This is a genomic window from Streptococcus sp. V869 (assembly GCF_054353515.1).
Genome location: NZ_JBTHHW010000001.1, coordinates 791,587 through 815,751, shown reverse-complemented (window position 1 = coordinate 815,751; position 24,165 = coordinate 791,587). Strand labels below are relative to the sequence as shown.

Here is a 24,165-nt window from a genome sequence, read left to right as displayed (position 1 = left end):
GAAGAGAATGGGATGAGTGATTTAAAGGCAATTCAAGCTCGTAGTTTAGAGATGGCTGAATATTTTGTCGCCTTTTGTAAAGAACATGGCTTGCTCTGTTATTTGTGTGGTGGAGGAGCGATTGGAGCTTTACGACATAAAGGGTTTATCCCCTGGGATGATGACTTAGATTTCTTTATGCCGCGCAAGGATTATGAAAAATTAGCTGAGTTATGGCCTCAATACGCGGATGAGCGATATTTCTTATCAAAGAGTGATAAAAACTTTGTCGATCGCAATCTCTTTATCACTATTCGAGACAAGGAAACAACATGCATCAAGCCCTATCAACAGGACTTGGACCTTCCGCACGGCTTGGCCTTGGATGTTCTTCCCTTGGACTACTACCCTAAAAATCCAACAGAGCGCAAGAAACAGGTCAGTTGGGCTTTGATTTATTCCCTCTTCTGTGCACAAACCATTCCAGAAAAACATGGAGCTCTCATGAAATGGGGCAGTACGATTTTATTAGGATTAACTTCTAAATCACTACGTTATCGTATCTGGAAAAAAGCTGAGAAAGAAATGACCAAGTATGGACCAGCAGAAAGTGATGGTATCACAGAATTATGCTCAGGTCCAGGATACATGAAGAAGAAATATCCAATTCAGGCCTTTGAAGATAGTATTTTTCTACCATTTGAAGGGACAGAGATGCCTATTCCAGTTGGGTATGATGCCTATCTCAGTACAGCTTTTGGTGATTATATGACACCACCACCAGCAGAAAAACAAGTGCCTCACCACGATGCCATTATAGCAGATATGGATAAAAGCTATACAGAATATAAGGGAGAATATGGTGGATAAGAAGAAAATTCTATTTTTTATGTGGTCCTTCTCTCTAGGTGGAGGTGCAGAAAAAATCCTTTCAACGATTGTTTCAAACTTAGATCCGGAAAAGTATGATATTGACATTCTTGAAATGGAACATTTTGATAAAGGATACGAATCTGTTCCTGAAAATGTAAAAATTTTAAAAGCTTTTCAAGATTATCGCCAACCAAGATGGTTAAGAGCGCTTTTATGGAGATTGAGAATTTATTTTCCGAGACTTACAAGACGTTTACTTGTAAAATATCAATATGATGTAGAGGTTTCCTTTACAATCATGAATCCTCCTCTTTTATTTTCTAAACGAAAAGAAGTGAAGAAGATTTCTTGGATTCATGGAAGTATTGAAGAATTCTTAACAGATAGATCAAAGCGTGAATCTCATAGACGACAATTGGATGCTGCTGATACGATTGTGGGGATTTCAAAGAAAACCAGCAATTCTATCAGAGAAGTTTATCCAGAATACTCACAGAAATTGACTACAGTCTATAATGGTTATGATTTTGAAAGTATTTTAGAAAAATCAAAAGAGAAAGTAGCAATAGACATAGCTCCTCAAAGTATCTGTACCATTGGACGTATTGAGGAAAATAAAGGTTCTGACCGAGTAGTAGAAGTTATACGACTGTTGCACCAACAAGGTAAGAAATATCACCTCTACTTTATAGGTGCTGGAAAGATGGAAAGTGAATTGAAAAAAAGAGTGCTAGAATACCAACTTGAAGACTACATTCATTTTTTAGGCTATCAAAAGAACCCTTATCAGTATCTCTCTCATATGAAAGTCCTATTATCCATGTCCAAACAGGAAGGTTTTCCTGGGGTCTATGTTGAGGCCTTGAGTCTAGGGGTCCCCTTTGTGTCTACCGAGGTTGGCGGAGCAGAAGAATTATCTCAGGAAGGTCGATTTGGTAAAGTCATTGATAGTAATCAAGAAGCAGCTCAAGCGATTGATAACTACATGACAGGTGTATCAAGTTTTGATGTTAATGAAGCTAGCCAATTTATTCAACAGTTTACAATTGCTAAACAAATTGAACAAGTAGAAAAACTAATAGAGGAGTAGCATGGAAACTGCATTAATTAGTGTCATTGTTCCAGTCTATAATGTGGCGCAATACCTTGAAAAATCAATAGCGTCCATTCAGCAACAAACCTATAAAAATCTCGAAATTATTCTTGTTGATGATGGGGCGACAGATGAAAGTGGTCGCTTGTGTGAACAAATTGCTGAGCAAGATGAAAGAGTTTTGGTCTATCACAAAGAAAATGAAGGCTTATCTCAAGCTCGAAATGATGGATTGAAGCAAGCGCACGGGGACTATGTTATTTTTATAGATTCGGATGATTACATTCATCTTGAAATGATTGCTAGTTTATATCAACAATTAATCAAAGAAGATGCTGACGTTTCCAGCTGTGGGGTTATGAATGTCTATGCCAATAGTGAGAGTCCCCAAACTGAAAACCAGGATGATTATTTTGTATGTGATACTGAAACATTCCTTAGAGAATATTTAATTGGTGAGAAAATACCTGGTACTATTTGTAACAAACTTATCAAGAAAGAGATTGCAACACAGTTAAGTTTTCCAAAGGGCTTGATTTATGAAGATGCCTATTATCATTTTGATCTCATTAAAGTAGCTAAAAAGTATGTTGTAAATACCAAACCATACTATTACTATTTCCACCGAGGAGACAGTATTACTACCAAACCATATGCGAAAAAAGATTTAGCCTACATTGATATTTATCAAAAATTTTATAATGAAGTGGTTAAAAACTATCCAAGCTTAACAGAAGTAGCTTTCTTTAGACTTGCATATGCGCATTTCTTTATTTTAGATAAGATGCTCTTAGATGATAATTTCAAAGAGTTTAAAGACTATCCAAGAATTTATCGTTATTTGAAAAAACATGCCTTTGCTATTTTCAAAAATACCATTTTTAGAAAAGGAAGACGTATTAGTGCTTTAGCATTATTTGTAAATGTAAGATTGTATAGAATATTATTGTTCAAAAATATTGAGCAATCGAAAAAAATTAATTAGAAAAGGAGGGTAGAGATGATTGATGGCAAACGAATGTTGCTAACTGTTACAATTTTTAGTTATATCATAACCATAATAAGCGGTTTTGCTTATTTGTTCACCAGTAATAACGTTGGACTACTGACAACTTTACTTTTACTTTTAATTAGTAGTCTGTTACTTTGCTGGAATAATATCAAATATTATTTGATTCACTTTATATTCTTTATTACAATTTTTATATTTTTGGTTTCTAGACCTACTATTGATTATTTCAGGAATGGAGCACTAGATACCTATCAACCGATTGCTTATCGATTTGCTTTCTTAGTTGTTATCGTATCCATTTTAGGACTGACAGTAGGTGGCTTTATAGCAAGTTATTATCTTACTCGAAACAGCAAAACTGATGTAAGAGTGGAAAAAAAATCAAATGTCAATTATGTAAAAAATTTGCGATTTGTTTCATTGAGTGTATTTTTGCTTACCTATCCTTTTTATTTCCTTAGACTATTTGAGCGCTTGCTATTCCGTTTGCAAACTTCTTATTACAATTATTATGCAAATTTTGAAAGTCAACTGCCCTACTTTACTTATATCTTGTCGACTTTCACAGTTTATGCTATGTGTGTGTACCTAGCGACAAAACCTAAAAAGTCACATGCGACAATGGTATTAGTAGCTTTTATCACAGCTAACTTAATCCACTTAGTAATTGGTACCAGAAATCCCTTCATTCTAAGTTTGATTTTTGCCTTTGTATACTACTTTATGCGTGAACAAACGGAGAAAGGTAAATGGATTGGTTTCAAAGAAAAAATAGCCATTTATCTTGGGACACCGGTTCTCATGCTTGCGATGGGAGCACTAAACTATGTTCGTGATAATGCTCAAGTGTCCCATAGTGGAGTTTTTGATCTATTACTCGATTTCATTTATAAACAAGGAACTAGTTTTGGAGTTTTAGCCAGAGGATTCTTGTACAATAGTAGTCTTCCGTATAGAGACTTCCGTAATTTCACTTTTGGTCCGATTGTCGACTATTTTGCAAGAGGTAGTATTGGAATCATCTTCGGTGCTAAACCATTTGAACATACGACAAATAGTATCGAACTAGCGATTGACAGTAATAGTTACGCCCATAATCTGTCCTATCTCGTTTTAAATAAAGAATACTTAAAAGGGCATGGGATTGGAAGTAGTTACATCATGGAATTGTATACTGATTATGGTATGTTGGGACTATTTCTACTAAGTTTGTTACTTGGTATGCTCTTTATAGCTATGCTACAAGTAGCTTATCGCTCAAGACCAATCCTATTTGCTTTATCTTTGTTAATCTTGAATAATTTATTCTTTATGCCTAGAAGTAGTTTCTCAGAAAGTTTCTTTAACCTTTTTACAATGCAGTTCTGGGCAATCGTACTTCTTATCATTTTCGTAGCAAAAATGCTTACAAAAGAAAATCATCACTTAATCAAAAAAGGGGAAATACATGTTTGAACATTATTCTGTAGCTGATTTGTTTGCAAATCTTTATAAAAAACGTAAAGTGAATTTACTAGCTTTACTAGCCTTATTTGCTCTCATAGCTGTACCATTTACTTTAAAAGCTGTTAAAAATAAAAATACAGTCAAAGATTCTACTAGCTATTCAACTTATATTACCTATAAGATAACTGCTCCAGAAGAATCATCAAAAACAATTTTGAATCATCAAGTTGGTGGCTATAGTGACTTCTATGCAAAACTAATTGATGGTAATCTAAACGGTGCCTTTCTTTTCAACGATGTTGATTCTGCTAAAATGAAAGAAATCGCAAATGATTTAGATACAACAGAAACAGCATTAAAAAATTCTGCAAGTGACTATTGGACAAAAAAATTAACGATCAATCCATTAATTGATGATGCAGGTGTAACTGTTAAAATTTTAACTCCAAGTAAGGAAGTAAATGATTTCCTTGAAAGCAAATTTGACTCTTTGATTGATAAGTTTAAGTCTACTTTTACAGATGTTAAAATTGAAAAACTTGAAACAGTTAACTCTACAGAATTGACTCCGAATGGAGAAGTTGCGCTTGGATTTAACTTGAAAAACCTTATTTTACGCTTAGTGATTATTGGTATCCTCTGTGTAGTCTTAGTTATTTTAGCAAATATCCTAGTATATCTCTTTAATCCAACTATCAATCGTGCAGGTGATTTTTCTGCTTATCAAGTAGATTTCGTTTCAACTATTACCACTGTTGAAAATCTTTCTGAACTCCTAAGTTATATGTGCCAAGGCCAACCATTAGCAATTGTAAGTTCAGATAATCATATCTTGAATAAATTGAAGTCAGAATACAAGTTGAATCTTGAAGGAGTTCAGTTTGTTAATTTGCAGAATGTCAAAGAACTTTTAGCATTTGAGAATGTACTATTTGTAGAAGAATATGGTGTCACTCGCTATAAGAAATTTGAAGAAAGTTTGCAAGAAGTGAGAAATCTCAATCGTTCTGTTTTAGGTGTTATTGCTTTTGCGCTCTAATATCAATCATCAAGGAAAAATTAAGAATACAGAAAAAGAGGACTGAAGGTTCCTCTTTTTTTCACCGATCATCATCGAGTAAGAAATAGGATTTTAAGCTAAGTAGGCTTTTTAACTAAGTTTATGATATAATAAATCAACGAGGTAAATTGAATGAAAAGTATTAAGTTAAATGCCCTGGCTTATATGGGTATTCGTGTTTTAAATATCATTTTTCCAATTTTGACGGGTACTTATGTCGCGCGTGTTTTAGATCGTACAGATTATGGTTATTTTAACTCTGTCGATACTATTCTGTCTTTTTTCTTGCCTTTTGCGACCTATGGAGTCTATAGTTACGGACTTCGTGCTATTAGTAATGTAAAAGACAATAAAAGAGAACTAAATAAAGTCTTTTCAAGCCTTTTTTATTTATGTGTAGTTTGTACGATTTTAACAAGTATTGTCTATCTGTTCTCCTATCCCTTATTCTTTAATAGCAATCCTGTTATCAAAAAAATCTTTTTGGTAATGGGAGTTCAGCTGATTGCTCAAATATTCTCAATCGAATGGGTCAATGAGGCGCTTGAAAATTATAGTTTTTTATTTTATAAAACAGCTTTCATCCGTATTCTCATGCTTGTATCCATCTTTGTGTTTGTAAGAAATGAGCATGATATTGTTGTGTATACACTAATTATGAGTCTATCAACTCTCATTAATTATCTTATTAGTTATTTTTGGATTAAAAAAGATATCAAATTTGTAAAGGTTTCCTTGGGGGAATTTAAGCCTCTCTTTCTTCCTTTGACGGCCATGTTAATCTTTGCAAATGCCAATATGTTATTTACTTTCCTAGATCGTCTATTTCTGGTAAAAACTGGAGTTGATGTAAATGTCAGCTACTATACAATCGCACAACGCATTGTGACTGTCATTGCTGGTGTAGTTACAGGTGCGATTGGAGTCAGTGTCCCTCGCTTGAGCTATTATCTAGGAATCGGGAAAAAAGAAGAATATGTAAATTTGGTGAATCGAGGAAGTCGGATTTTTAACTTCTTCATCATCCCTCTTAGTTTTGGCTTGATGATTTTAGGACCCTATGCAATCCTTTTATATGGTAGTGAAAAATATATTGGTGGTGGAATCTTAACATCCCTCTTTGCATTTCGTACCATTATTCTTGCCCTAGATACGATTTTAGGATCTCAAATTCTTTTTACAAATGGATTTGAAAAAAGAATTACGGTTTATACGATATTTGCTGGTGGATTGAATTTAGTTATGGATAGTCTTCTCTATTTTAATAACATTATTACACCAGAGTATTATCTGATTACGACTATGATATCAGAAAGTTTTCTACTAATTCTTTATGTTATCTTTATTCATAAGACTAAGCTCATTAGTTTAGGACATATTTTCAAATATACTCTACGTTATTCTCTTTTCGCATCGACATTTGTTCCTATCTACTTTTTAGTTAATCTTGTTTATCCAGTTAAAATGGTTATCAACCTATCCTTCTTAATCAATATGCTGATTATCATGGTCTTATCAGCTCTTAGTTATATTAGTTTACTTGTTTGGACAAAAGATAGTATCTTTTATGAATTTTTAGGACATTTTGTTTCGCTTAAAAGACGTATAAAAAAATCTTAGGAGGATTAGATGAGAAAATTAAGCATTGAAGAAGCTAAGCAGATTGAGCTTGATATTTTAGCCTATATTGACTCTTTTTGTAAGAAGCATAATATTAACTATTTTATTAATTATGGTACCTTGATTGGGGCTATCCGTCACAAAGGTTTTATTCCTTGGGATGATGATATAGACCTCTCTATGACACGAGATAACTACGAACGCTTTATCCAGTTATTTAATCAAGAGCAGTCTAAGTATAAGATTTTAGCATTAGAAACTGATGAAAGATACTATAATAATTTTATTAAGGTTGTAGATACGACAACAAAAATAGAAGATACTCGAAATACGAAAACTTATGAATCTGGAATTTTCATTGATATTTTTCCAATGGATTCTTTCAATGATCCTAAAGTTATCGATGTGTGCTATAAGTTGGAAAGCTTTAAATTATTGTCTTTCAGTAAACATAAGAATATTGTTTATGGAGATAGCAAGTTAAAAGACTTGATTCGTACCTTCTTCTGGTTTATTTTTCGTCCTATTTCTCCCCGTTATTTTGCAAGTCAAATTGAAAAGCAAATTCAAAAGTATAGAGTAAAAGATGGGAAATATATCGCTTTTATTCCTTCCAAGTTTAAGGAAAAAGAAGTTTTTGCCAAAGAAGTTTTTGAAGATTTAATTGAAGTTCCTTTTGAACATCTGATGCTTTCAGCACCGAAACAATACGATACTATTTTGAAACAGTATTATGGTGATTATATGACTCTCCCACCAAAAGAAAAACAGTTTTATAGTCACGAATTTGAAGCCTATCAATTGGAGGATTAAATGCAGTACTTAGAAAAAAATGAAATTAAAGAAATTCAACTAGGTATTCTGGACTATGTTGATGAAATTTGTAAAAAAAATGACATTCCTTATTTCCTCAGCTATGGAACCATGTTGGGAGCTGTTCGTCATAAGGGAATGATTCCTTGGGATGATGATATCGATATTTCACTGTATAGAAAAGACTATGAGCGTCTATTAAAAGCGATTGAGGAAGATAATCATCCTATTTATCGAGTTCTTTCTTACGATACTTCTTCATGGTATTTCCATAATTTTGCAGCTATTCTTGATACATCAACAGTTATTGAAGATAACGTAAAATATAAGCGTCATGATACGAGTTTGTTTATTGATGTCTTTCCAATCGATCATTTTTCAGATTTGAGCATCGTTGATAAGAGCTATAAATATGTTGCCTTGCGTCAGCTTGCCTATATCAAAAAAGAACGTGCAGTACACGGAGATAGCAAATTAAAAGATTTCCTTCGTTTGTGTATCTGGTATCCTCTTAGACTTGTTAATCCGAGATATTTCTATAAGAAAATAGATCAATTAGTTAAAAATAGTGTGACAGAAAATCCTGCATATGAAGGAGCCATTGGAGTTGGGAAAGAAAAAATGAAAGAAGTCTTTCCAGCAGGAACTTTAAAAGAACTGATTTTAACAGAGTTTGAAGGTCGGATGGTACCTATTCCAAAGAACTATGATGCTTTTCTAACACAGATGTATGGGGATTATATGACTCCGCCATCAAAAGAAATGCAGGAGTGGTATAGCCATAGTATAAAAGCCTATCGAAAATAAACATTTTATAGGCTAGATAGATGTTCTAAAGATGCTCGCTTGATTCATCAAGTGAGCATCTTTAGACTCAATTCCAACGCCATTCTTTTGATAAAATCATTTAAATCTTGTATAATAGATAGAACTGAAAGTATGAGGTTACGAACTATGAAAATGAAACAAATCAGTGATACGACTTTAAAAATCACGATGTCTCTAGAAGATTTGATGGATCGTGGAATGGAAATCGCTGACTTTCTCGTTCCACAAGAAAAAACAGAAGAGTTTTTCTATGCAATCTTGGATGAGCTAGAAATGCCAGACAGTTTTTTAGATACAGGAATGCTTAGCTTCCGAGTAACACCGAAGCCTGACAAGGTTGATGTCTTTGTAACGAAATCTAAGATTGACCAGAACTTGGATTTTGAGGATTTAGCAGATCTTCCAGATATGGATGAGTTGGCGAAAATGTCTCCAGATGAGTTTCTGAAAACATTGGAAAAAACCATGGCAGAAAAAACAAAAGAAGATATTGAAGCTATTCAATCTTTAGAACAGGTTGAAAAAGAAGAGGAAGCAGCGATTGAGGAAATTTCTGAACTTGAAGAAGGAAAAAGAGAACCTTATATCTATTACATCTTACGATTTGACGACTTAACTAGTTTGGTCTCTTTTGCAAAGACAGTCGATTACCAAATGGAGACTTCAGAACTTTACAAAATGAATGACCAATATTATCTAACAGTTTTGGTAGATGTAGAGGATCATCCAAGTCTTTATCCAGCTTGGTTATTGGCACGGATGCGCGAATTTGCGGATGATAGTGATATCAGTCGCTCAGTCCTTCAAGAATATGGACAAGTCATCATCAATCATGATGCCGTCCAAGGACTTCAAAAAGTATAACTATGTTTATAAATGAGGCAGAGAGAATTTCTCTGTCTTTTTCGATTTGAATAATATGGAACAGTCTATTGGAAGTAGGACTATGTTCCCAGCTTGATTAAATGATAAAAAAACGATATCATAGAAGGAAGTAAGCGAGGTAAAGTATGGACCAAGGACATTTACAAAAAGAGGTAGAGGAAATCCTAGAAGATGTACTGGAAAAGGCTTCTCTCCATGAGGGAGCTCTCTTTGTTTTGGGCTTATCTTCTAGCGAGGTGATAGGAGGTCGCATTGGGAAAGACTCCAGCCAAGAAATTGGGGAATTAATTGTTCAAAAAATCTTAGAGATCTTGTCAGCAAGAGGGATCCATCTAGCAGTTCAGGGATGCGAACATGTTAACCGTGCCTTGGTAGTGGAACGAGAGGTCGCAATCAAATACAATCTGGAGATTGTAAGTGTTTTACCGACTCTGCATGCAGGAGGTTCTGGTCAATTGGCAGCCTTTCGTTATATGAAAGACCCAGTTGAGGTTGAATTTATCAAGGCAGATGCAGGAATCGATATTGGTGACACAGCTATAGGGATGCATATCAAGCATGTTCAAGTGCCTATACGTCCAGTCTTGAAATCAATCGGCCATGCACATGTAACTGCCCTTGCTAGTCGTCCGAAATTAATCGGTGGGGCGCGTGCTCAATATCCACAAGACTTTATCAGAAAAATATAGTAAAAAACGAAATCTCTCATCTGCTCAGCAGGTGGGAGTTTTTTGTAATCAAGAAGCGTCATTAATTTCCGAGCAGATTCTAAGTATTTTTAGGAAGGTAGGTATATAATAGAGCTATAAAATTATTATCTATATTCATATATATAATAAGAAAGGTGATGAAAATGAAAATATGGCAAGTATCTGTATTGGTCTGCGCTAGTCTGGTTTGTCTATCGGCTTGTAAAAATCAGACGACGAGCGAGGCTGATAAACAAAATGGAGACAAACAAGCGCAAGTCAGCTCTCAAACTGCAAAAAAAGGAGAAGAAGTTCCAGACTTTGAACTCACGGGAGTTGATGGTAAAACTTATCGCCTATCGGATTACAAAGGTAAAAAGGTCTATCTCAAATTTTGGGCTTCTTGGTGTTCTATATGTCTAGCTAGTCTACCTGATACCGATGAACTGGCAAAGGAAGCTGGCGATGACTTTGTAATTTTGACGGTTGTTTCTCCAGGTCAAAAAGGAGAGCAAGCAGAAGAAGCCTTCCAAAAATGGTATCAGGGTTTGGACTATAAAAATATCCCTGTACTTCTAGACCCTTCTGGAAAACTCTTAGCAAGTTACGGAGTTCGTTCTTATCCGACTCAGGCCTTTATTGATAAAGAAGGAAAATTGGTGAAGACTCAACCAGGCTTTATGGACAAAGAAACTATTTTACAGACCTTAAAGAGTATAGATTAGAGGTTGATTATGAATGAAAAATTAAAAACAATATTCTTAATTGGGGTTATCATTTTCATCATCATAGGAATTTTGTTTCTTTTGGAAAAAAGAAACTCTATCAATACCGATACCTCTCAAATTGAGAAGGCAGCTGTTAGCCAAGGTCAAGGTGCTAAGAAAAAAACGGTGCCAGCTAAAGATGCTGACCTGCATGAAATCTATCTAGCTGGAGGCTGTTTCTGGGGAGTCGAAGAGTATTTTTCAAGAGTAGCAGGTGTGACAGATGCAGTTTCTGGCTATGCTAATGGGAGAGGAGAAACAACCCAGTATGAGTTAATCGGCCAAACCGGGCATGCTGAGACTGTTCATGTGACCTACGATGCCAATCAAATTACTTTAAAAGAAATCTTGCTCCATTATTTCCGCATTATCAATCCAATCAGTAAGAATAAGCAGGGAAATGATGTGGGGACTCAGTACAGAACGGGAGTTTACTATACTGATGAAAAAGACTTAGAAGTCATCAATCAAGTCTTTGATCAAGTTGCTAAGAAGTATGACCAGCCTCTAGCGGTTGAAAAAGAAGCCTTAACTAATTTTATCGTGGCTGAGGACTACCACCAAGACTATCTCCAGAAAAATCCTAATGGATATTGCCATATCAATGTCAATCAAGCAGCCTATCCTGTCATTGATGCTAGCAAGTATCCAAAACCGAGTGACGATGAATTGAAAAAACTCCTATCTCCAGAGGAGTATGCAGTGACTCAAAACAGTCAAACAGAACGAGCCTTTTCAAATCGTTACTGGGATAAATTTGAAGCAGGAATTTATGTGGATGTAGCAACTGGAGAACCTCTCTTTTCTTCGAAAGATAAATTTGAATCGGGCTGTGGTTGGCCTAGCTTTACCCAGCCTATCAGTCCAGATGTTGTGACCTATAAGGAAGACAAGTCATACAATATGGTTAGAACGGAAGTCAGAAGTAGAATTGGTGATTCCCATCTAGGACATGTCTTTACAGATGGACCTAAGGACAAGGGAGGGCTACGCTATTGTATCAATAGCCTCTCCATCCATTTTATTCCTAAGGATCAAATGGAAGAAAAAGGTTATGGGTATTTGTTAGATTATGTTGAGTAAGTTTTTTCATCCATATTAGGTAAAAAGCCAGATCTCCTGTTTGGGGTCTGGCTTTTATGGTATACTTAGGATATGCATAGAAAAACAGTGATTGATTTTAGGGCTTTGGGCGAGAGATACATCTTCACCCAGCCTATCAAAGAGTTAAAAACTAGAGATTTAGCAGAAGTAACGGATTTGTTAGCACAAGTGGAAAGCTACCAAGAGCAAGGCTATTATGTGGTAGGTTATGTCAGCTATGAGGCTGCACCTGCTTTTGAAGAAAAATTAGCAGTCTACTCAGGTACCTTACTGGGAGAGTATTTCCTCTATTTCACCGTTCATGATAATGTTGAAACCTCTAGCATTCCTCTAACTTATGAGGAGGTGGATTTGCCATCAAACTGGCAGGAAGTAACATCTGCTGAGGACTATGAAAAGGCGATTGCCCAAATTCACCATCATTTACGACAAGGGGATACTTATCAGGTAAATTATACTGTCCAACTCAAGCAGAATTTAAGTGCCAATCCTTTTGCTATCTACAATCGTATGGTGGTGGAGCAGGAAGCAGGCTACAATGCCTACGTAGAGCATGATGACATGGCAGTGATTTCCATGAGTCCAGAGCTCTTTTTCGAGCAAAATGGGCGTGAGTTGACCACTCGTCCTATGAAGGGGACAACTAAACGTGGTCTGACTGATGCTGAAGACTTGAAAGAGGCGGCTTGGTTGGAACAAGATCCCAAAAATCGCTCAGAAAACATGATGATAGTGGACCTCTTGCGAAATGACATGAATCGTATTTCTGAGGTTGGTAGTGAGCATGTGGAACGTTTATGCCAAGTGGAGCAGTATTCTACAGTGTGGCAGATGACTTCAACTATCAAGAGTCAGTTACGACCAGATGTTGACCTAGTTGAAATTTTCCGTTCTCTCTTTCCATGTGGCTCCATTACAGGTGCACCCAAGATAGCGACAATGGAAATTATCAAGGACTTGGAGCCGCAAGCAAGAGGGGTCTACTGTGGGACGATTGGTCTATTACTTCCCAATGGGCGACGAATTTTCAATGTAGCTATTCGAACTATTCAACTGCATCAAGGACAAGCCATCTATGGAGTCGGTGGAGGCATTACTTGGGATAGTACTTGGGAGTCAGAATACCGTGAAGTCCATCAAAAAGCGGCAGTTCTCTATCGTAAACAGCCTCGTTTTCAACTGATTACAACAGGGAAAATTAGCCATAAAACCTTGCTCTTTGAAAATCAACATCTGGAAAGACTGCAAAAGGCTAGTCGTTATTTTGCCTTTCCATTTGACCAAGAAGTTTTGAGACAAAAGTTAGAGAAGGAGTGCCAGACTTGTGAACTTCATCAAGACTACCGTTTGCGAATCAGTATCAGCAAGTCTGGAGAAATAGAAAATGATCGACAAGTATTGACACCGCTTAGCTCTAGTTTTTATCAGGCCAAACTTTGTCTACAGGAAGCTGATTTGCAGCAGGCCTTTACCTACTTTAAGACGACACACCGACCACATTTGACAGTGGGAAATCAGGAAATCATTTATCACACTGCTGATGGAAAATTGCTTGAAACCTCTATTGGGAATCTGGTCTTAAAAATTAATAGCAAGCTCTATACCCCACCTAGTACTCTGGGCATTTTACCAGGGATTTATCGCCAGCATTTACTTGAAAGCGAGCAGGTGGAAGAGAAGGTCTTGACTTTATCAGATTTGAAAGAAGCAGAAGTTATTTATGCCTGCAATGCGGTTAGGGAATTGTATGAATTGTCAGTAAAGGAGAACTAATTGAAACTCATATTTTTACACGGTTTGGGACAGTCAGCAGATAGTTGGAAAGAAGTTCAGGATTTGCTGGCAGATTATCCCTCTGAAGCACTGGACTTATTTCCTTCAGGAGTTGGGACCTACCAAGAAGCCAAAGAGCGCATTTATCAGCACTTATCAGAGGAGACAGAACCTTTTGTCCTAGTCGGTTTGTCTTTAGGGGCTGCACTTGCATTAGAATTGTCAAGTTACGATCTGCCAAATCTTCAGGCCTTGGTTTTATCAGGTTGTCCATTGAAATTAGCGGGAAACATCCCTTTTTATATTCAATCTCTGATATTTAAACTACTCCCAAAAAGGATATTTGAGAAGCAGGGAGCAGACAAATCGCTTTTAGTTGGAGTATCTGAAGAATTAAAAACACTTGATTTAAGAGAGATTGCAAAGAATTGTTCATATCCAACTTTGTTAATCTGTGGTAGTCAGGATAAGCCTAATCTAAAGTCTATGAAAGGTCTGCAACAACTGATTCCAAATTCTCAGATTCAGATTATTCCTGATGGACCTCATGTTCTGAATAGGGCCAAACCAAAAGAGTTTGCAGAAATAACTAGAAGTTTTCTTGAATTGCAGAAACAAGTTTGATAAAATAATATTGAGATTGATATTGATATTATAATTTTAGGAGAAAATTATGAACAAACGTCATTTATTAAAACTAGGCCTAGTTTCTTTACCTGTCCTTACTCTGTTTTTACAACCTGTTGTGGCAGATGAAAGTATCCATTTTTCGAGCTGTAAGGAAGCTTGGGAGAATGGATATGCAGATATTCATAAGGGAGAATCAGGTTATTCTGCTACTCTGGATAAGGATCATGATGGAATCGCTTGTGAATCGAAGAATGCGCCTAAGGGAGTTTTAAAAGAGAAAAAGACGAGTACATCTCAAGCTAACAACAATGTAGCACCAAATAGTGCAGCACCTGCTCCTAGTGCAGAAGCTGTAAGTGGTTGGGTTCGTCAAAATGGATCTTGGTACTATTTTTCTGCAAATGGGAAACCAGTAACAAATACTTGGCAGGGTGCATACTACCTCAAATCAGATGGAAGAATGGCTGAGAATGAGTGGGTATACGATAACTATTACCAAGCTTGGTATTACCTCAAATCAGATGGTTCCTATGCCCGCAATACATGGCAAGGAAGTTACTATCTCAAATCAGATGGTAAGATGGCTCAGAATGAATGGATTTATGATTCTTACTACAAAGCCTGGTATTACCTCAAATCAGATGGATCTTATGCGCATAATGCTTGGCAAGGTGCATACTACCTCAAGTCAAATGGTAAAATGGCTCAGAGTGAATGGGTTTATGATTCTTCTTACCAATCTTGGTACTATTTAAAATCAGATGGTTCTTATGCTCGTAATGCATGGCAAGGAAACTACTACCTCAAATCAGATGGTAAAATGGCAAAAAATGAGCGAGTTGATGGCGGACGCTACTATGTAGACGCCTCTGGTTTGTGGAAACCATAGAATAGAAAAAATTTGGGAAATCAATGCAAACCTTTGCACTGATTGGCAGATTTTGTTATACTAGTACTGTAAGCATTTTCAATTGAGAATAAGGAGAAAAAGATGAGTCAAAAGATTATTGGGATTGACCTTGGTGGGACATCTATCAAGTTTGCTATTTTAACGCTGGAAGGAGAAATCCAAGAAAAATGGTCTATCAAGACTAACATTTTGGATGAAGGAAGCCATATCGTAGACGATATGATTGAATCGATTCAACACCGTTTGGGCTTGCTTGGATTGTCTGCTGCAGATTTTCGTGGAATTGGTATGGGTTCACCTGGTGTGGTTGACCGTGAAAAAGGAACTGTTATCGGTGCCTATAACCTTAACTGGAAAACTCTTCAACCAATCAAAGAAAAAATGGAAAAAGCCTTGGGTATTCCATTCTTTATCGACAATGACGCCAACGTAGCTGCTCTTGGTGAGCGTTGGATGGGTGCTGGTGAAAACCAACCAGACGTTGTCTTTATGACACTTGGTACAGGTGTTGGTGGCGGTATCGTGGCAGAAGGAAAATTACTTCACGGTGTTGCAGGTGCTGCAGGTGAACTTGGACATATCACAGTTGACTTTGACCAACCAATCACATGTACGTGTGGTAAAAAAGGCTGTCTTGAGACAGTAGCTTCAGCTACAGGGATTGTCAACTTGACTCGTCGTTATGCAGATGAATACGAAGGCGATGCAGAATTGAAACGCTTGATTGATGACGGAGAAGAAGTAACAGCTAAAACTGTCTTTGACTTGGCAAAAGAAGGGGATGACCTTGCTTTGATCGTTTACCGTAACTTCTCACGTTACTTGGGTATTGCATGTGCCAATATTGGTTCAATCCTAAACCCATCAACAATCGTTATCGGTGGAGGGGTATCAGCTGCAGGAGATTTCCTTCTTCAGGGAGTGCAAAAGGTTTACGATGAAAATACCTTCCCTCAAGTTCGTACAACCACTAAATTGGCTCTTGCAACTTTAGGAAATGACGCTGGAGTTATCGGTGCTGCGTCCCTTATCTTGCAATAAGAAATAAAAAGGAGAAAATCACTTTCTTGAAGCGAGTGATTTTCCTCCTTTCTTTTTTTGTGCTATACTAGTTAAGACAATAATTGAGGTGAGAGTAAATGACAAAAGCAGATAAAATTTTTAAAGAAAATATTGAGCGAATTCTCAATGAAGGTGTCTTTTCCGAACAAGCTCGTCCCAAGTATAAGGATGGATCAGTGGCTAACTCTAAGTACATCACAGGTGCTTTTGCAGAGTATGATTTGTCTAAGGGTGAATTTCCAATCACGACCTTGCGTCCCATTGCTATCAAATCAGCTATCAAAGAAGTGCTCTGGATTTATCAAGACCAGACAAATAGCTTAGAAGTTCTCAATGACAAGTACAATGTTCACTACTGGAATGATTGGGAAGTGGGAGACACAGGTACTATTGGGGAGCGTTATGGGGCTGTGGTTAAGAAGCACGACATCATCAATAAAATCCTCAAACAGTTGGAAGCCAATCCTTGGAACCGTCGCAATATCATCTCGCTTTGGGATTATCAGGCCTTTGAGGAGACAGACGGCCTCCTTCCATGTGCCTTTCAGACCATGTTTGATGTCCGTCGAGTAGATGGGGACATCTATCTAGATGCGACCTTGACCCAGCGTTCTAATGATATGCTGGTAGCTCACCACATCAATGCCATGCAGTATGTGGCGCTTCAAATGATGATTGCTAAACACTTTGGATGGAAAGTAGGGAAATTTTTCTACTTCATCAATAACCTTCACATCTATGACAATCAATTTGAACAAGCGGAGGAACTGCTTCGTCGTGAACCTTCAAACTGCCAACCACGTTTGGTCTTGAATGTACCAGATAAGACCAACTTCTTTGATATTAAAGCAGAAGATTTTGAGTTGGTTGACTACGATCCAGTGAAACCGCAGTTGAAGTTTGACCTAGCTATTTAAGAACAAAAAAAGAAGTTGGATTTCCCAACTTCTTTTTTTGTTTATTAGCGTGATACGCGACGGCGAGCTGCTTTTTTACGGTTTTCTTCGATGAAAGCTGCTTTTTGTTCTTCTGGTTCAATCACTTTCTTTTTGAATGCGTATACTGCACCTGCAACAGCAGCAACAGTTCCTGCAACACCTGTTACGAGACCTTTAGCAAATCCTTTAGCCATGAGTCTTCCTCCTTTTATTTATAAATCAGACGGAAATAGCTCAAGAAATAGCATTTTTCTGCCTGTCCATTTTGTGATATAATAATAGTAACGAAAAAATGGGAATTTTTCAAGGAAAAACGATGAAAACAAAAATAATTGTGATTGTTGGTCCAACAGCTGTTGGAAAGACTTCACTTGCCATTGAAGTTGCTCAGCGATTTAATGGAGAAGTAGTTAGTGGAGATAGCCAACAAGTCTACCGAGGCCTAGATATTGGGACTGCCAAGGCTAGTCCGGAGGAGCAGGCAACTGTCCCTCATCATTTGATTGATGTGAGAGATGTAACCGAGTCTTACTCGGCTTTTGATTTTGTTTCAGAAGCTAAAGTAGCCATCGAGAATATTCAAAGTCGAGGTAAGCTTGCTATTATTGCAGGTGGGACAGGTCTTTATATCCAGAGTCTGCTAGAAGGATATCATTTAGGTGGGGAGACACCACATGAGGACATTTTAGCTTATCGTGCTAGTCTAGAGCCTTTTTCAGATGAGGAGTTAGCCCAGCTCCTAGATCAAGCAGGCCTTGAAATTCCCCAATTTAATCGTCGTCGTGCCATGCGTGCCTTGGAAATTGCCCATTTTGGTCAAGATTTGGAAAATCAAGAAAGTTTATATGAACCACTGATTATTTGCTTGGATGATGAGCGCAGTCAACTCTATGAACGGATTAACCACCGTGTGGATTTGATGTTTGAAGCTGGATTATTGAATGAAGCTAAGTGGTTGTTTGACCATTATCCAGATGTGCAGGCAGCCAAAGGTATTGGCTACAAGGAACTTTTTCCTTATTTTAGAGGGGAGCAAAGTTTGGAGGAGGCTAGTGATAGTCTCAAGCAGGCGACTCGTCGTTTTGCCAAGCGTCAGTTGACCTGGTTCCGTAACCGCATGCAGGTAACCTTTTATCAGATTGGAGAATCTGGTGTGAAAGAGCGTATTTTCAGCCAGATTGAGGAGTTTTTAAATGATTGAAACGGAGAAAAAAGAAGAGCGTGTCCTGCTGATTGGTGTTGAACTCCAGGGCATGGATAATTTTGACCTTTCCATGGAAGAACTGGCTAGTTTGGTTAAAACGGCAGGGGCAGTTGTAGTCGATAGTTACAGACAAAAACGTGAAAAATACGATTCCAAGACCTTTGTCGGATCTGGTAAGTTGGAAGAGATTGCTCAAATGGTGGACGCAGAGGAAATCACGACAGTCATTGTCAACAACCGTCTGACACCTCGTCAAAATGTCAATTTAGAAGAAGTTCTAGGGGTCAAGGTTATTGACCGTATGCAGTTGATTTTGGATATCTTTGCCATGCGAGCTCGAAGCCATGAAGGGAAACTTCAAGTTCATTTGGCTCAGCTCAAGTATCTCTTGCCCCGTTTGGTTGGTCAGGGGATTCTGCTTAGCCGTCAGGCAGGGGGGATTGGCTCCCGTGGTCCAGGAGAAAGTCAGCTGGAGCTTAATCGTCGTAGTGTTCGCAATCAGATCACAGACATTGAGCGTCAACTCAAGGTCGTTGAGAAAAATCGAGCGACAGTTCGAGAAAAACGATTGGAGTCAAGCACCTTTAAGATTGGTTTGATTGGCTACACCAATGCTGGGAAATCAACCATCATGAACACCTTGACCAGTAAGACCCAGTATGAAGCAGACGAGCTCTTTGCGACCCTGGATGCGACGACAAAGAGCATCCATCTGGGGGGCAATCTTCAGGTTACATTGACCGACACCGTTGGGTTTATTCAAGACTTACCAACTGAGTTAGTGTCTAGTTTCAAGTCAACCTTGGAAGAAAGTAAGCACGTAGATCTCTTGGTTCATGTTATCGATGCCAGCAATCCTTATCACGAGGAGCATGAAAAAACGGTCCTCTCTATTATGAAAGACTTGGACATGGAGGATATTCCTCGCCTAACCCTTTATAACAAAGCAGATTTGGTAGAAGACTTTACACCTACTCAAACGCCATACGCTCTGATTTCTGCTAAATCTAAGGATAGTCGCGAACAGTTGCAGACTTTACTGCTAGATAAGATCAAGGAAATATTTGAAGCCTTTACTCTACGGGTGCCTTTTTCTAAGTCTTACAAGATTCATGATTTGGAAAGTGTTGCGATTCTTGAAGAACGTGACTACCAAGATGATGGCGAGGTCATCAAAGGCTACATTGCTGAGAAAAACAAATGGAGATTAGAGGAATTTTATGACTGATATCAAAACCTTAGCTCTAAAATATGGTGGCTATACAAGTCTAGACAAGGTCTATTTGGACCAGCTTCTAGCTGGTAGGTCTGAAGAGGAGCAGCTAGCTCTCATCACCCCTCCACCAAGCGTAGTTAATGCCTACTTTGCAGAACTCTACCAGAAAAAAAGTCCTCAAGCTGCGACAGATTATTTTGCAGAACTTAGTCAGGAACTGAACCTCTACAATGCTGAGCCAAGTTTCGCTTTGGAAAGCAAGCCCTTTATTCGCCTCAATCTATCTGGTAAATCCTTTGGATTTTGCTACGAGAGGAGCGACCTTGGCCGCATTTTCTCAGAACACGAGGAAGCAATCACAGCTGACTTGCTCTTTGAAATTGCACAAATTTTTCCCCATCAACTGGTTTTTGAGGAGTTTGGAAAGATTTATATGAAGGCTGTCGGAGAAGAGGATGTTGTTAACGTAGAAAATCTCACAGCTTTAACTGACTTGGAGAACCTAGCAGATGGTCGCAAGCGTCTAAAAGGTTATAGTCAAGAGGATTTGCTACAAGAAGCTAAATCTTTCTCTGGCAAGTTTTATTACCGCTCGGAAAACCGCACTGCTATGTTATATTTTGATTAATTAGAAAGTATCGAATGGATATTCAATTTTTAGGAACGGGGGCTGGTCAGCCCTCTAAAGCCCGCAACGTTTCAAGTCTCGCTCTGAAACTCTTGGACGAGATTAACGAAGTTTGGCTTTTTGACTGTGGAGAAGGAACGCAAAATCGCATTCTGGAAACTACGATTCGACCACGGAAGGTAAGCAAAATCTTTATCACACACTTGCATGGAGATCATATCTTTGGTTTGCCAGGTTTCCTCTCCAGTCGTGCTTTTCAAGCCAATGAAGAGCAGACAGATTTGGAAATTTATGGTCCCAAAGGCATCAAATCTTTTGTCTTGACCAGCCTACGAGTGTCAGGTTCACGCCTGCCCTATAAGATTCATTTCCATGAATTTGACCAAGCTTCTCTAGGGAAGATTCTTGAAACAGATAAATTTACCGTTTATGCAGAAGAGTTGGATCACACTATTTTCTGTGTCGGCTATCGTGTCATGCAAAAGGACCTAGAAGGGACCTTGGATGCTGAAAAACTCAAAGCTGCCGGTGTACCTTTTGGACCGCTCTTTGGAAAAATCAAAAACGGTCAGGATGTCATCCTAGAAGACGGCACCGAGATTAAGGCAGCAGACTATATCTCAGCGCCACGTCCAGGTAAGATTATCACTATCTTGGGTGATACTCGAAAAACGGATGCTAGTGTGCGTCTGGCTGTCAATGCAGATGTCCTTGTCCATGAGTCCACTTATGGTAAAGGTGATGAGAAAATTGCCCGCAATCATGGCCACTCAACCAATATGCAGGCTGCACAGGTTGCAATAGAAGCAGGAGCTAAACGCCTCTTACTCAACCATATCAGTGCTCGTTTTCTTTCAAAAGATATCAGCCAGCTTAAGAAAGATGCTGCAACGATTTTTGAAAACGTCCATGTAGTTAAAGACCTAGAAGAAGTGGAAATTTAGAAGCTTGAGAAAGGATTAGTATGTCTACGATTCTGATTACCGGAGCTAGCGGTGGCTTAGCCCAAGAAATGGTCAAACTCCTGCCCAATGACCAACTCATCTTGCTTGGTCGAGATAAGGAAAAATTAGTTCAGCTATATGGAAATCAACCACATGCAGAATTGGTCGAGAAGGATATTACCAATCCTCAAGCCTTAGAAGGACTGGTGACCGAACTCTATCAACGTTATGGCAAGATTGATGTCTTGATTAACAACGCTGGCTACGGGATCTTTGAAGATTTTGACAAGATTTCTGATCAAGATATTCATCAGATGTTTGAGGTTAACACCTTTGCTTTAATGAATCTGTCTCGGTTGGTTGCTTCTCGTATGAAGGAAATCCGAAAAGGCCATATCATCAATATCGTTAGTATGGCTGGTTTGATAGCAACTGGCAAGTCCAGTCTCTACTCAGCGACCAAGTTTGCGGCTATTGGTTTTTCAAATGCCTTACGCCTTGAACTTATGTCCTATGGAGTCTATGTAACAACAGTCAATCCAGGACCTATCCGTACAGGATTTTTTGACCAGGCAGACCCAGATGGGACCTACCTCAAATCGGTCGACCGCTTCCTACTCGAGCCAGATGCAGTAGCTAAAAAAATTGTTAAGACCATAGGAAAAAACAAACGCGAGCTCAATCTCCCAGCCTTGCTAAATTTAGCCCATAAATTTTATACTCTCTTTCCTAAGTTAGCAGATAAGTTAGCTGGGGAGACTTTTAATTATAAGTAAAATCTCACTCACACCTCAAAAGTTAGTCTAAAAAACTGGCTCTTGGGGTGTTTTTTGTGAAATTTCACCAAGTATTGCAAATCAATTCTTAAAGTAGTATACTAGAAATATCGTTTATGAAAACGTTTGCGTTTTTATTGATTATAGGAGACAAGACATGGAATTAACAGCCATTTATCATAGACCAGAATCGGAGTATGCTTATCTTTATAAAGAAAATCAGTTGCATATCCGAATCAGAACAAAGAAAGATGATATTCAAAAGGTCATTTTGCATTATGGTGATCCCTTTATTTTCATTGAGGATAAGTATGAAGCCAAGAAAGAAATGACTAAAGTGACCTCAGATTCCCTATTTGACTATTGGCAGGTTACGGTATCGGTTGATTTTGCACGGATTCAGTATCTCTTTGAACTCCTTGATGAAGAAGGTCAGGGTGTTTTCTACGGTGATAAGGGTTGTGTAGAATATACTCAAGAAAACTTAGATGCTGAAGGAAATGGTTTCAAGCTTCCTTATATTCACGAAATTGACGGTTGCCAAGTTCCTGACTGGGTTTCAAATACCGTTTGGTATCAGATTTTCCCAGAACGATTTGCTAATGGAAATTCTAATCTAACTCCAGATGGAGATCGAGAGTGGGATGCTGCCATTGCACCTGATAGAGATGATTTTTTTGGTGGAGATTTACAAGGGATTATCGACCATTTAGACTATCTTAAAGATTTGGGAATCACTGGACTTTATCTATGTCCGATTTTTGAAGCTACGACCAATCACAAGTACGATACGACGGATTATTTTGAAATTGACCGTCACTTTGGAGACAAGGCAGTCTTTGCTAATTTAGTCGAGGAAGCCCACAAACGTGGTATCAAGATTATGCTAGATGCAGTATTTAATCATATTGGCAACCAGTCAGTCCAATGGCAGGATGTTCTAAAAAATGGAGAAAACTCAGTTTATAAAGATTGGTTCCATATCCAAGAATTCCCAGTTACTGAGGATAAACTTCAGAATCCAAGACAACTCCCTTATCATACTTTTGCCTTTGCTAACTATATGCCTAAGTTAAATACAGCAAATCCTGAGGTTAAAGCTTATCTTTTAAGTGTTGCGACCTACTGGATTGAGAATTTTGATATCGATGCTTGGCGTTTGGACGTTGCTAATGAAATTGACCACCAGTTCTGGAGAGATTTCAGAAAGGCAGTTCTTGCTAAAAAGCCTGATTTGTATATTTTAGGTGAAATCTGGCATACGTCTCAACCTTGGCTAAAAGGGGATGAGTTCCACGCGGTTATGAACTACCCGCTCTCTGAAAGTATCAAGGATTATTTCTTACGTCAGCATAAAAAGACAGAGCAATTTATTTCAGAAATCAATAGCCAGTCGATGTACTACAAGCAACAAATCGCTGAAGTGATGTTTAACCTTTTAGATTCTCATGATACAGAGCGTATCCTCACAACTGCCAATGGGAATATCCAGCATGTCAAGGCTGCCCTAACTTTCCTCTATCTTCAAAAAGGGACTCCTTGTATCTATTACGGAACAGAGCTAGCACTAATTGGTGGACCAGACCCTGATTGCCGTCGTGTCATGCCTTGGAACCGTGTGTCTGAGGACAATGATATGCTGAATTTCATGAAGCAATTAATCAAGGTCCGTAAGGAAGTTGCAAGCATTATTCAGCATGGTTCATATAGCTTGCAAGAAGTGAAACCAGATGTTATTGTCTTGGAATGGACCTACGAACGAAAAGAAGTTCAAGCTATCTTTAATCAGTCTAAGGAAAATTTTGTCTTGGACAGAGATTCAGTTGATTTGTCTAGTCATTGTCAGGTTAAGGAGGGACAACAAATCATCTTACCAGATGGATTTGTGGTCTATATTTCTGAGTAAAAAAGGATT

The 24,165-nt window shown here is 38.0% G+C and carries 24 protein-coding genes; 23 read left to right on the top strand and 1 reads right to left on the bottom strand.

All coding sequences use genetic code 11. The annotated features are described in order from the left end of the window. Nucleotides 1–12 precede the first annotated feature (12 nt). The 17 genes from ACXYSN_RS03990 to ACXYSN_RS03910 all read left to right on the top strand — a co-directional run bounded on the left by ACXYSN_RS03990 (nt 13) and on the right by ACXYSN_RS03910 (nt 17,461). Nucleotides 13–849, top strand: a complete 837-nt coding sequence (locus tag ACXYSN_RS03990) for a LicD family protein (protein ID WP_458636236.1) — start codon at nt 13–15, stop codon at nt 847–849. Next, complete coding sequence (locus tag ACXYSN_RS03985; protein ID WP_458636235.1) at nt 839–1,942, top strand: glycosyltransferase; 1,104 nt, start codon at nt 839–841, stop codon at nt 1,940–1,942. The genes ACXYSN_RS03990 and ACXYSN_RS03985 overlap by 11 nt, the downstream gene beginning before the upstream one ends. 1 nt (nt 1,943) lies before the next feature. Further along, entirely contained in the window at nt 1,944–2,930 is a 987-nt protein-coding gene (locus ACXYSN_RS03980) for a glycosyltransferase family 2 protein (protein ID WP_458636234.1), read from the top strand. Between the two features lie 15 nt (nt 2,931–2,945). Beyond that, on the top strand, nt 2,946–4,412 hold the full coding sequence (locus ACXYSN_RS03975; protein ID WP_458636233.1) for an O-antigen polysaccharide polymerase Wzy family protein: 1,467 nt from the start codon (nt 2,946–2,948) through the stop codon (nt 4,410–4,412). Further along, nucleotides 4,405–5,442 (top strand): teichoic acid biosynthesis protein TarQ, encoded by a 1,038-nt coding sequence (gene tarQ, locus ACXYSN_RS03970; protein ID WP_006150222.1) that lies wholly within the window; start codon nt 4,405–4,407, stop codon nt 5,440–5,442. The genes ACXYSN_RS03975 and tarQ overlap by 8 nt, the downstream gene beginning before the upstream one ends. Nucleotides 5,443–5,595: 153 nt before the next feature. Continuing rightward, nucleotides 5,596–7,083, top strand: a complete 1,488-nt coding sequence (locus ACXYSN_RS03965) for an oligosaccharide flippase family protein (RefSeq protein ID WP_458636232.1) — start codon at nt 5,596–5,598, stop codon at nt 7,081–7,083. Nucleotides 7,084–7,092: 9 nt separating this feature from the next. Then, entirely contained in the window at nt 7,093–7,896 is an 804-nt protein-coding gene (locus ACXYSN_RS03960; protein WP_254726312.1) for a LicD family protein, read from the top strand. Next, complete coding sequence (locus ACXYSN_RS03955) at nt 7,897–8,703, top strand: LicD family protein (RefSeq protein ID WP_195183746.1); 807 nt, start codon at nt 7,897–7,899, stop codon at nt 8,701–8,703. A 147-nt stretch (nt 8,704–8,850) separates the two neighbouring features. After that, a complete protein-coding gene (mecA, locus tag ACXYSN_RS03950) occupies nt 8,851–9,588 on the top strand; it encodes an adaptor protein MecA (protein ID WP_006150176.1) in 738 nt (245 codons plus the stop codon). Nucleotides 9,589–9,734: 146 nt separating this feature from the next. Then, nucleotides 9,735–10,298 carry a TIGR01440 family protein gene (locus ACXYSN_RS03945; RefSeq protein WP_458636231.1) on the top strand — a complete coding sequence of 188 codons (564 nt, stop codon included), beginning with the start codon at nt 9,735–9,737 and terminating at the stop codon, nt 10,296–10,298. 164 nt (nt 10,299–10,462) lie between these two features. Continuing rightward, nucleotides 10,463–11,023, top strand: coding sequence for a TlpA family protein disulfide reductase (locus ACXYSN_RS03940; RefSeq protein WP_458636230.1), 561 nt, complete (start codon nt 10,463–10,465; stop codon nt 11,021–11,023). A 9-nt stretch (nt 11,024–11,032) separates the two neighbouring features. Continuing rightward, nucleotides 11,033–12,148 carry a peptide-methionine (R)-S-oxide reductase MsrB gene (gene msrB / locus ACXYSN_RS03935; RefSeq protein ID WP_458636229.1) on the top strand — a complete coding sequence of 372 codons (1,116 nt, stop codon included), beginning with the start codon at nt 11,033–11,035 and terminating at the stop codon, nt 12,146–12,148. Nucleotides 12,149–12,220: 72 nt separating this feature from the next. Next, nucleotides 12,221–13,942, top strand: coding sequence for an aminodeoxychorismate synthase component I (gene pabB / locus ACXYSN_RS03930; protein WP_458636228.1), 1,722 nt, complete (start codon nt 12,221–12,223; stop codon nt 13,940–13,942). After that, nucleotides 13,943–14,566, top strand: coding sequence for an alpha/beta fold hydrolase (locus ACXYSN_RS03925; RefSeq protein WP_458636227.1), 624 nt, complete (start codon nt 13,943–13,945; stop codon nt 14,564–14,566). It begins immediately after the preceding gene. A gap of 49 nt (nt 14,567–14,615) precedes the next feature. Further along, nucleotides 14,616–15,461, top strand: coding sequence for an excalibur calcium-binding domain-containing protein (locus ACXYSN_RS03920; RefSeq protein ID WP_458636226.1), 846 nt, complete (start codon nt 14,616–14,618; stop codon nt 15,459–15,461). A 102-nt stretch (nt 15,462–15,563) separates the two neighbouring features. Then, nucleotides 15,564–16,523, top strand: coding sequence for an ROK family glucokinase (locus tag ACXYSN_RS03915; protein WP_458636225.1), 960 nt, complete (start codon nt 15,564–15,566; stop codon nt 16,521–16,523). Nucleotides 16,524–16,621: 98 nt separating this feature from the next. Further along, on the top strand, nt 16,622–17,461 hold the full coding sequence (locus tag ACXYSN_RS03910) for a thymidylate synthase (protein ID WP_458636224.1): 840 nt from the start codon (nt 16,622–16,624) through the stop codon (nt 17,459–17,461). 44 nt (nt 17,462–17,505) lie between these two features. Here the strand turns inward: ACXYSN_RS03910 and ACXYSN_RS03905 are convergent, their stop codons facing one another. Further along, the gene (locus tag ACXYSN_RS03905; RefSeq protein ID WP_001051780.1) at nt 17,506–17,676 is read right to left on the bottom strand and encodes a DUF3042 family protein; all 171 of its coding nucleotides are present in this window, start codon (nt 17,674–17,676) and stop codon (nt 17,506–17,508) included. Between the two features lie 122 nt (nt 17,677–17,798). Between ACXYSN_RS03905 and miaA the strand changes: the two genes are divergently transcribed. The 6 genes from miaA (at nt 17,799) to ACXYSN_RS03875 (ending at nt 24,156) form a co-directional block, all read left to right on the top strand. After that, the gene (gene miaA, locus ACXYSN_RS03900; protein WP_458636223.1) at nt 17,799–18,683 is read left to right on the top strand and encodes a tRNA (adenosine(37)-N6)-dimethylallyltransferase MiaA; all 885 of its coding nucleotides are present in this window, start codon (nt 17,799–17,801) and stop codon (nt 18,681–18,683) included. Then, nucleotides 18,676–19,914, top strand: a complete 1,239-nt coding sequence (hflX, locus tag ACXYSN_RS03895; protein WP_458636222.1) for a GTPase HflX — start codon at nt 18,676–18,678, stop codon at nt 19,912–19,914. Before miaA ends, hflX begins: the two co-directional genes overlap by 8 nt. Continuing rightward, complete coding sequence (locus ACXYSN_RS03890) at nt 19,907–20,530, top strand: cystathionine beta-lyase (RefSeq protein ID WP_458636221.1); 624 nt, start codon at nt 19,907–19,909, stop codon at nt 20,528–20,530. Before hflX ends, ACXYSN_RS03890 begins: the two co-directional genes overlap by 8 nt. A gap of 14 nt (nt 20,531–20,544) precedes the next feature. Then, entirely contained in the window at nt 20,545–21,474 is a 930-nt protein-coding gene (gene rnz / locus ACXYSN_RS03885; protein ID WP_458636220.1) for a ribonuclease Z, read from the top strand. Between the two features lie 20 nt (nt 21,475–21,494). Next, the gene (locus tag ACXYSN_RS03880; protein ID WP_458636219.1) at nt 21,495–22,250 is read left to right on the top strand and encodes an SDR family NAD(P)-dependent oxidoreductase; all 756 of its coding nucleotides are present in this window, start codon (nt 21,495–21,497) and stop codon (nt 22,248–22,250) included. Between the two features lie 157 nt (nt 22,251–22,407). Next, on the top strand, nt 22,408–24,156 hold the full coding sequence (locus tag ACXYSN_RS03875) for a glycoside hydrolase family 13 protein (RefSeq protein WP_458636218.1): 1,749 nt from the start codon (nt 22,408–22,410) through the stop codon (nt 24,154–24,156). Nucleotides 24,157–24,165 lie beyond the last annotated feature (9 nt).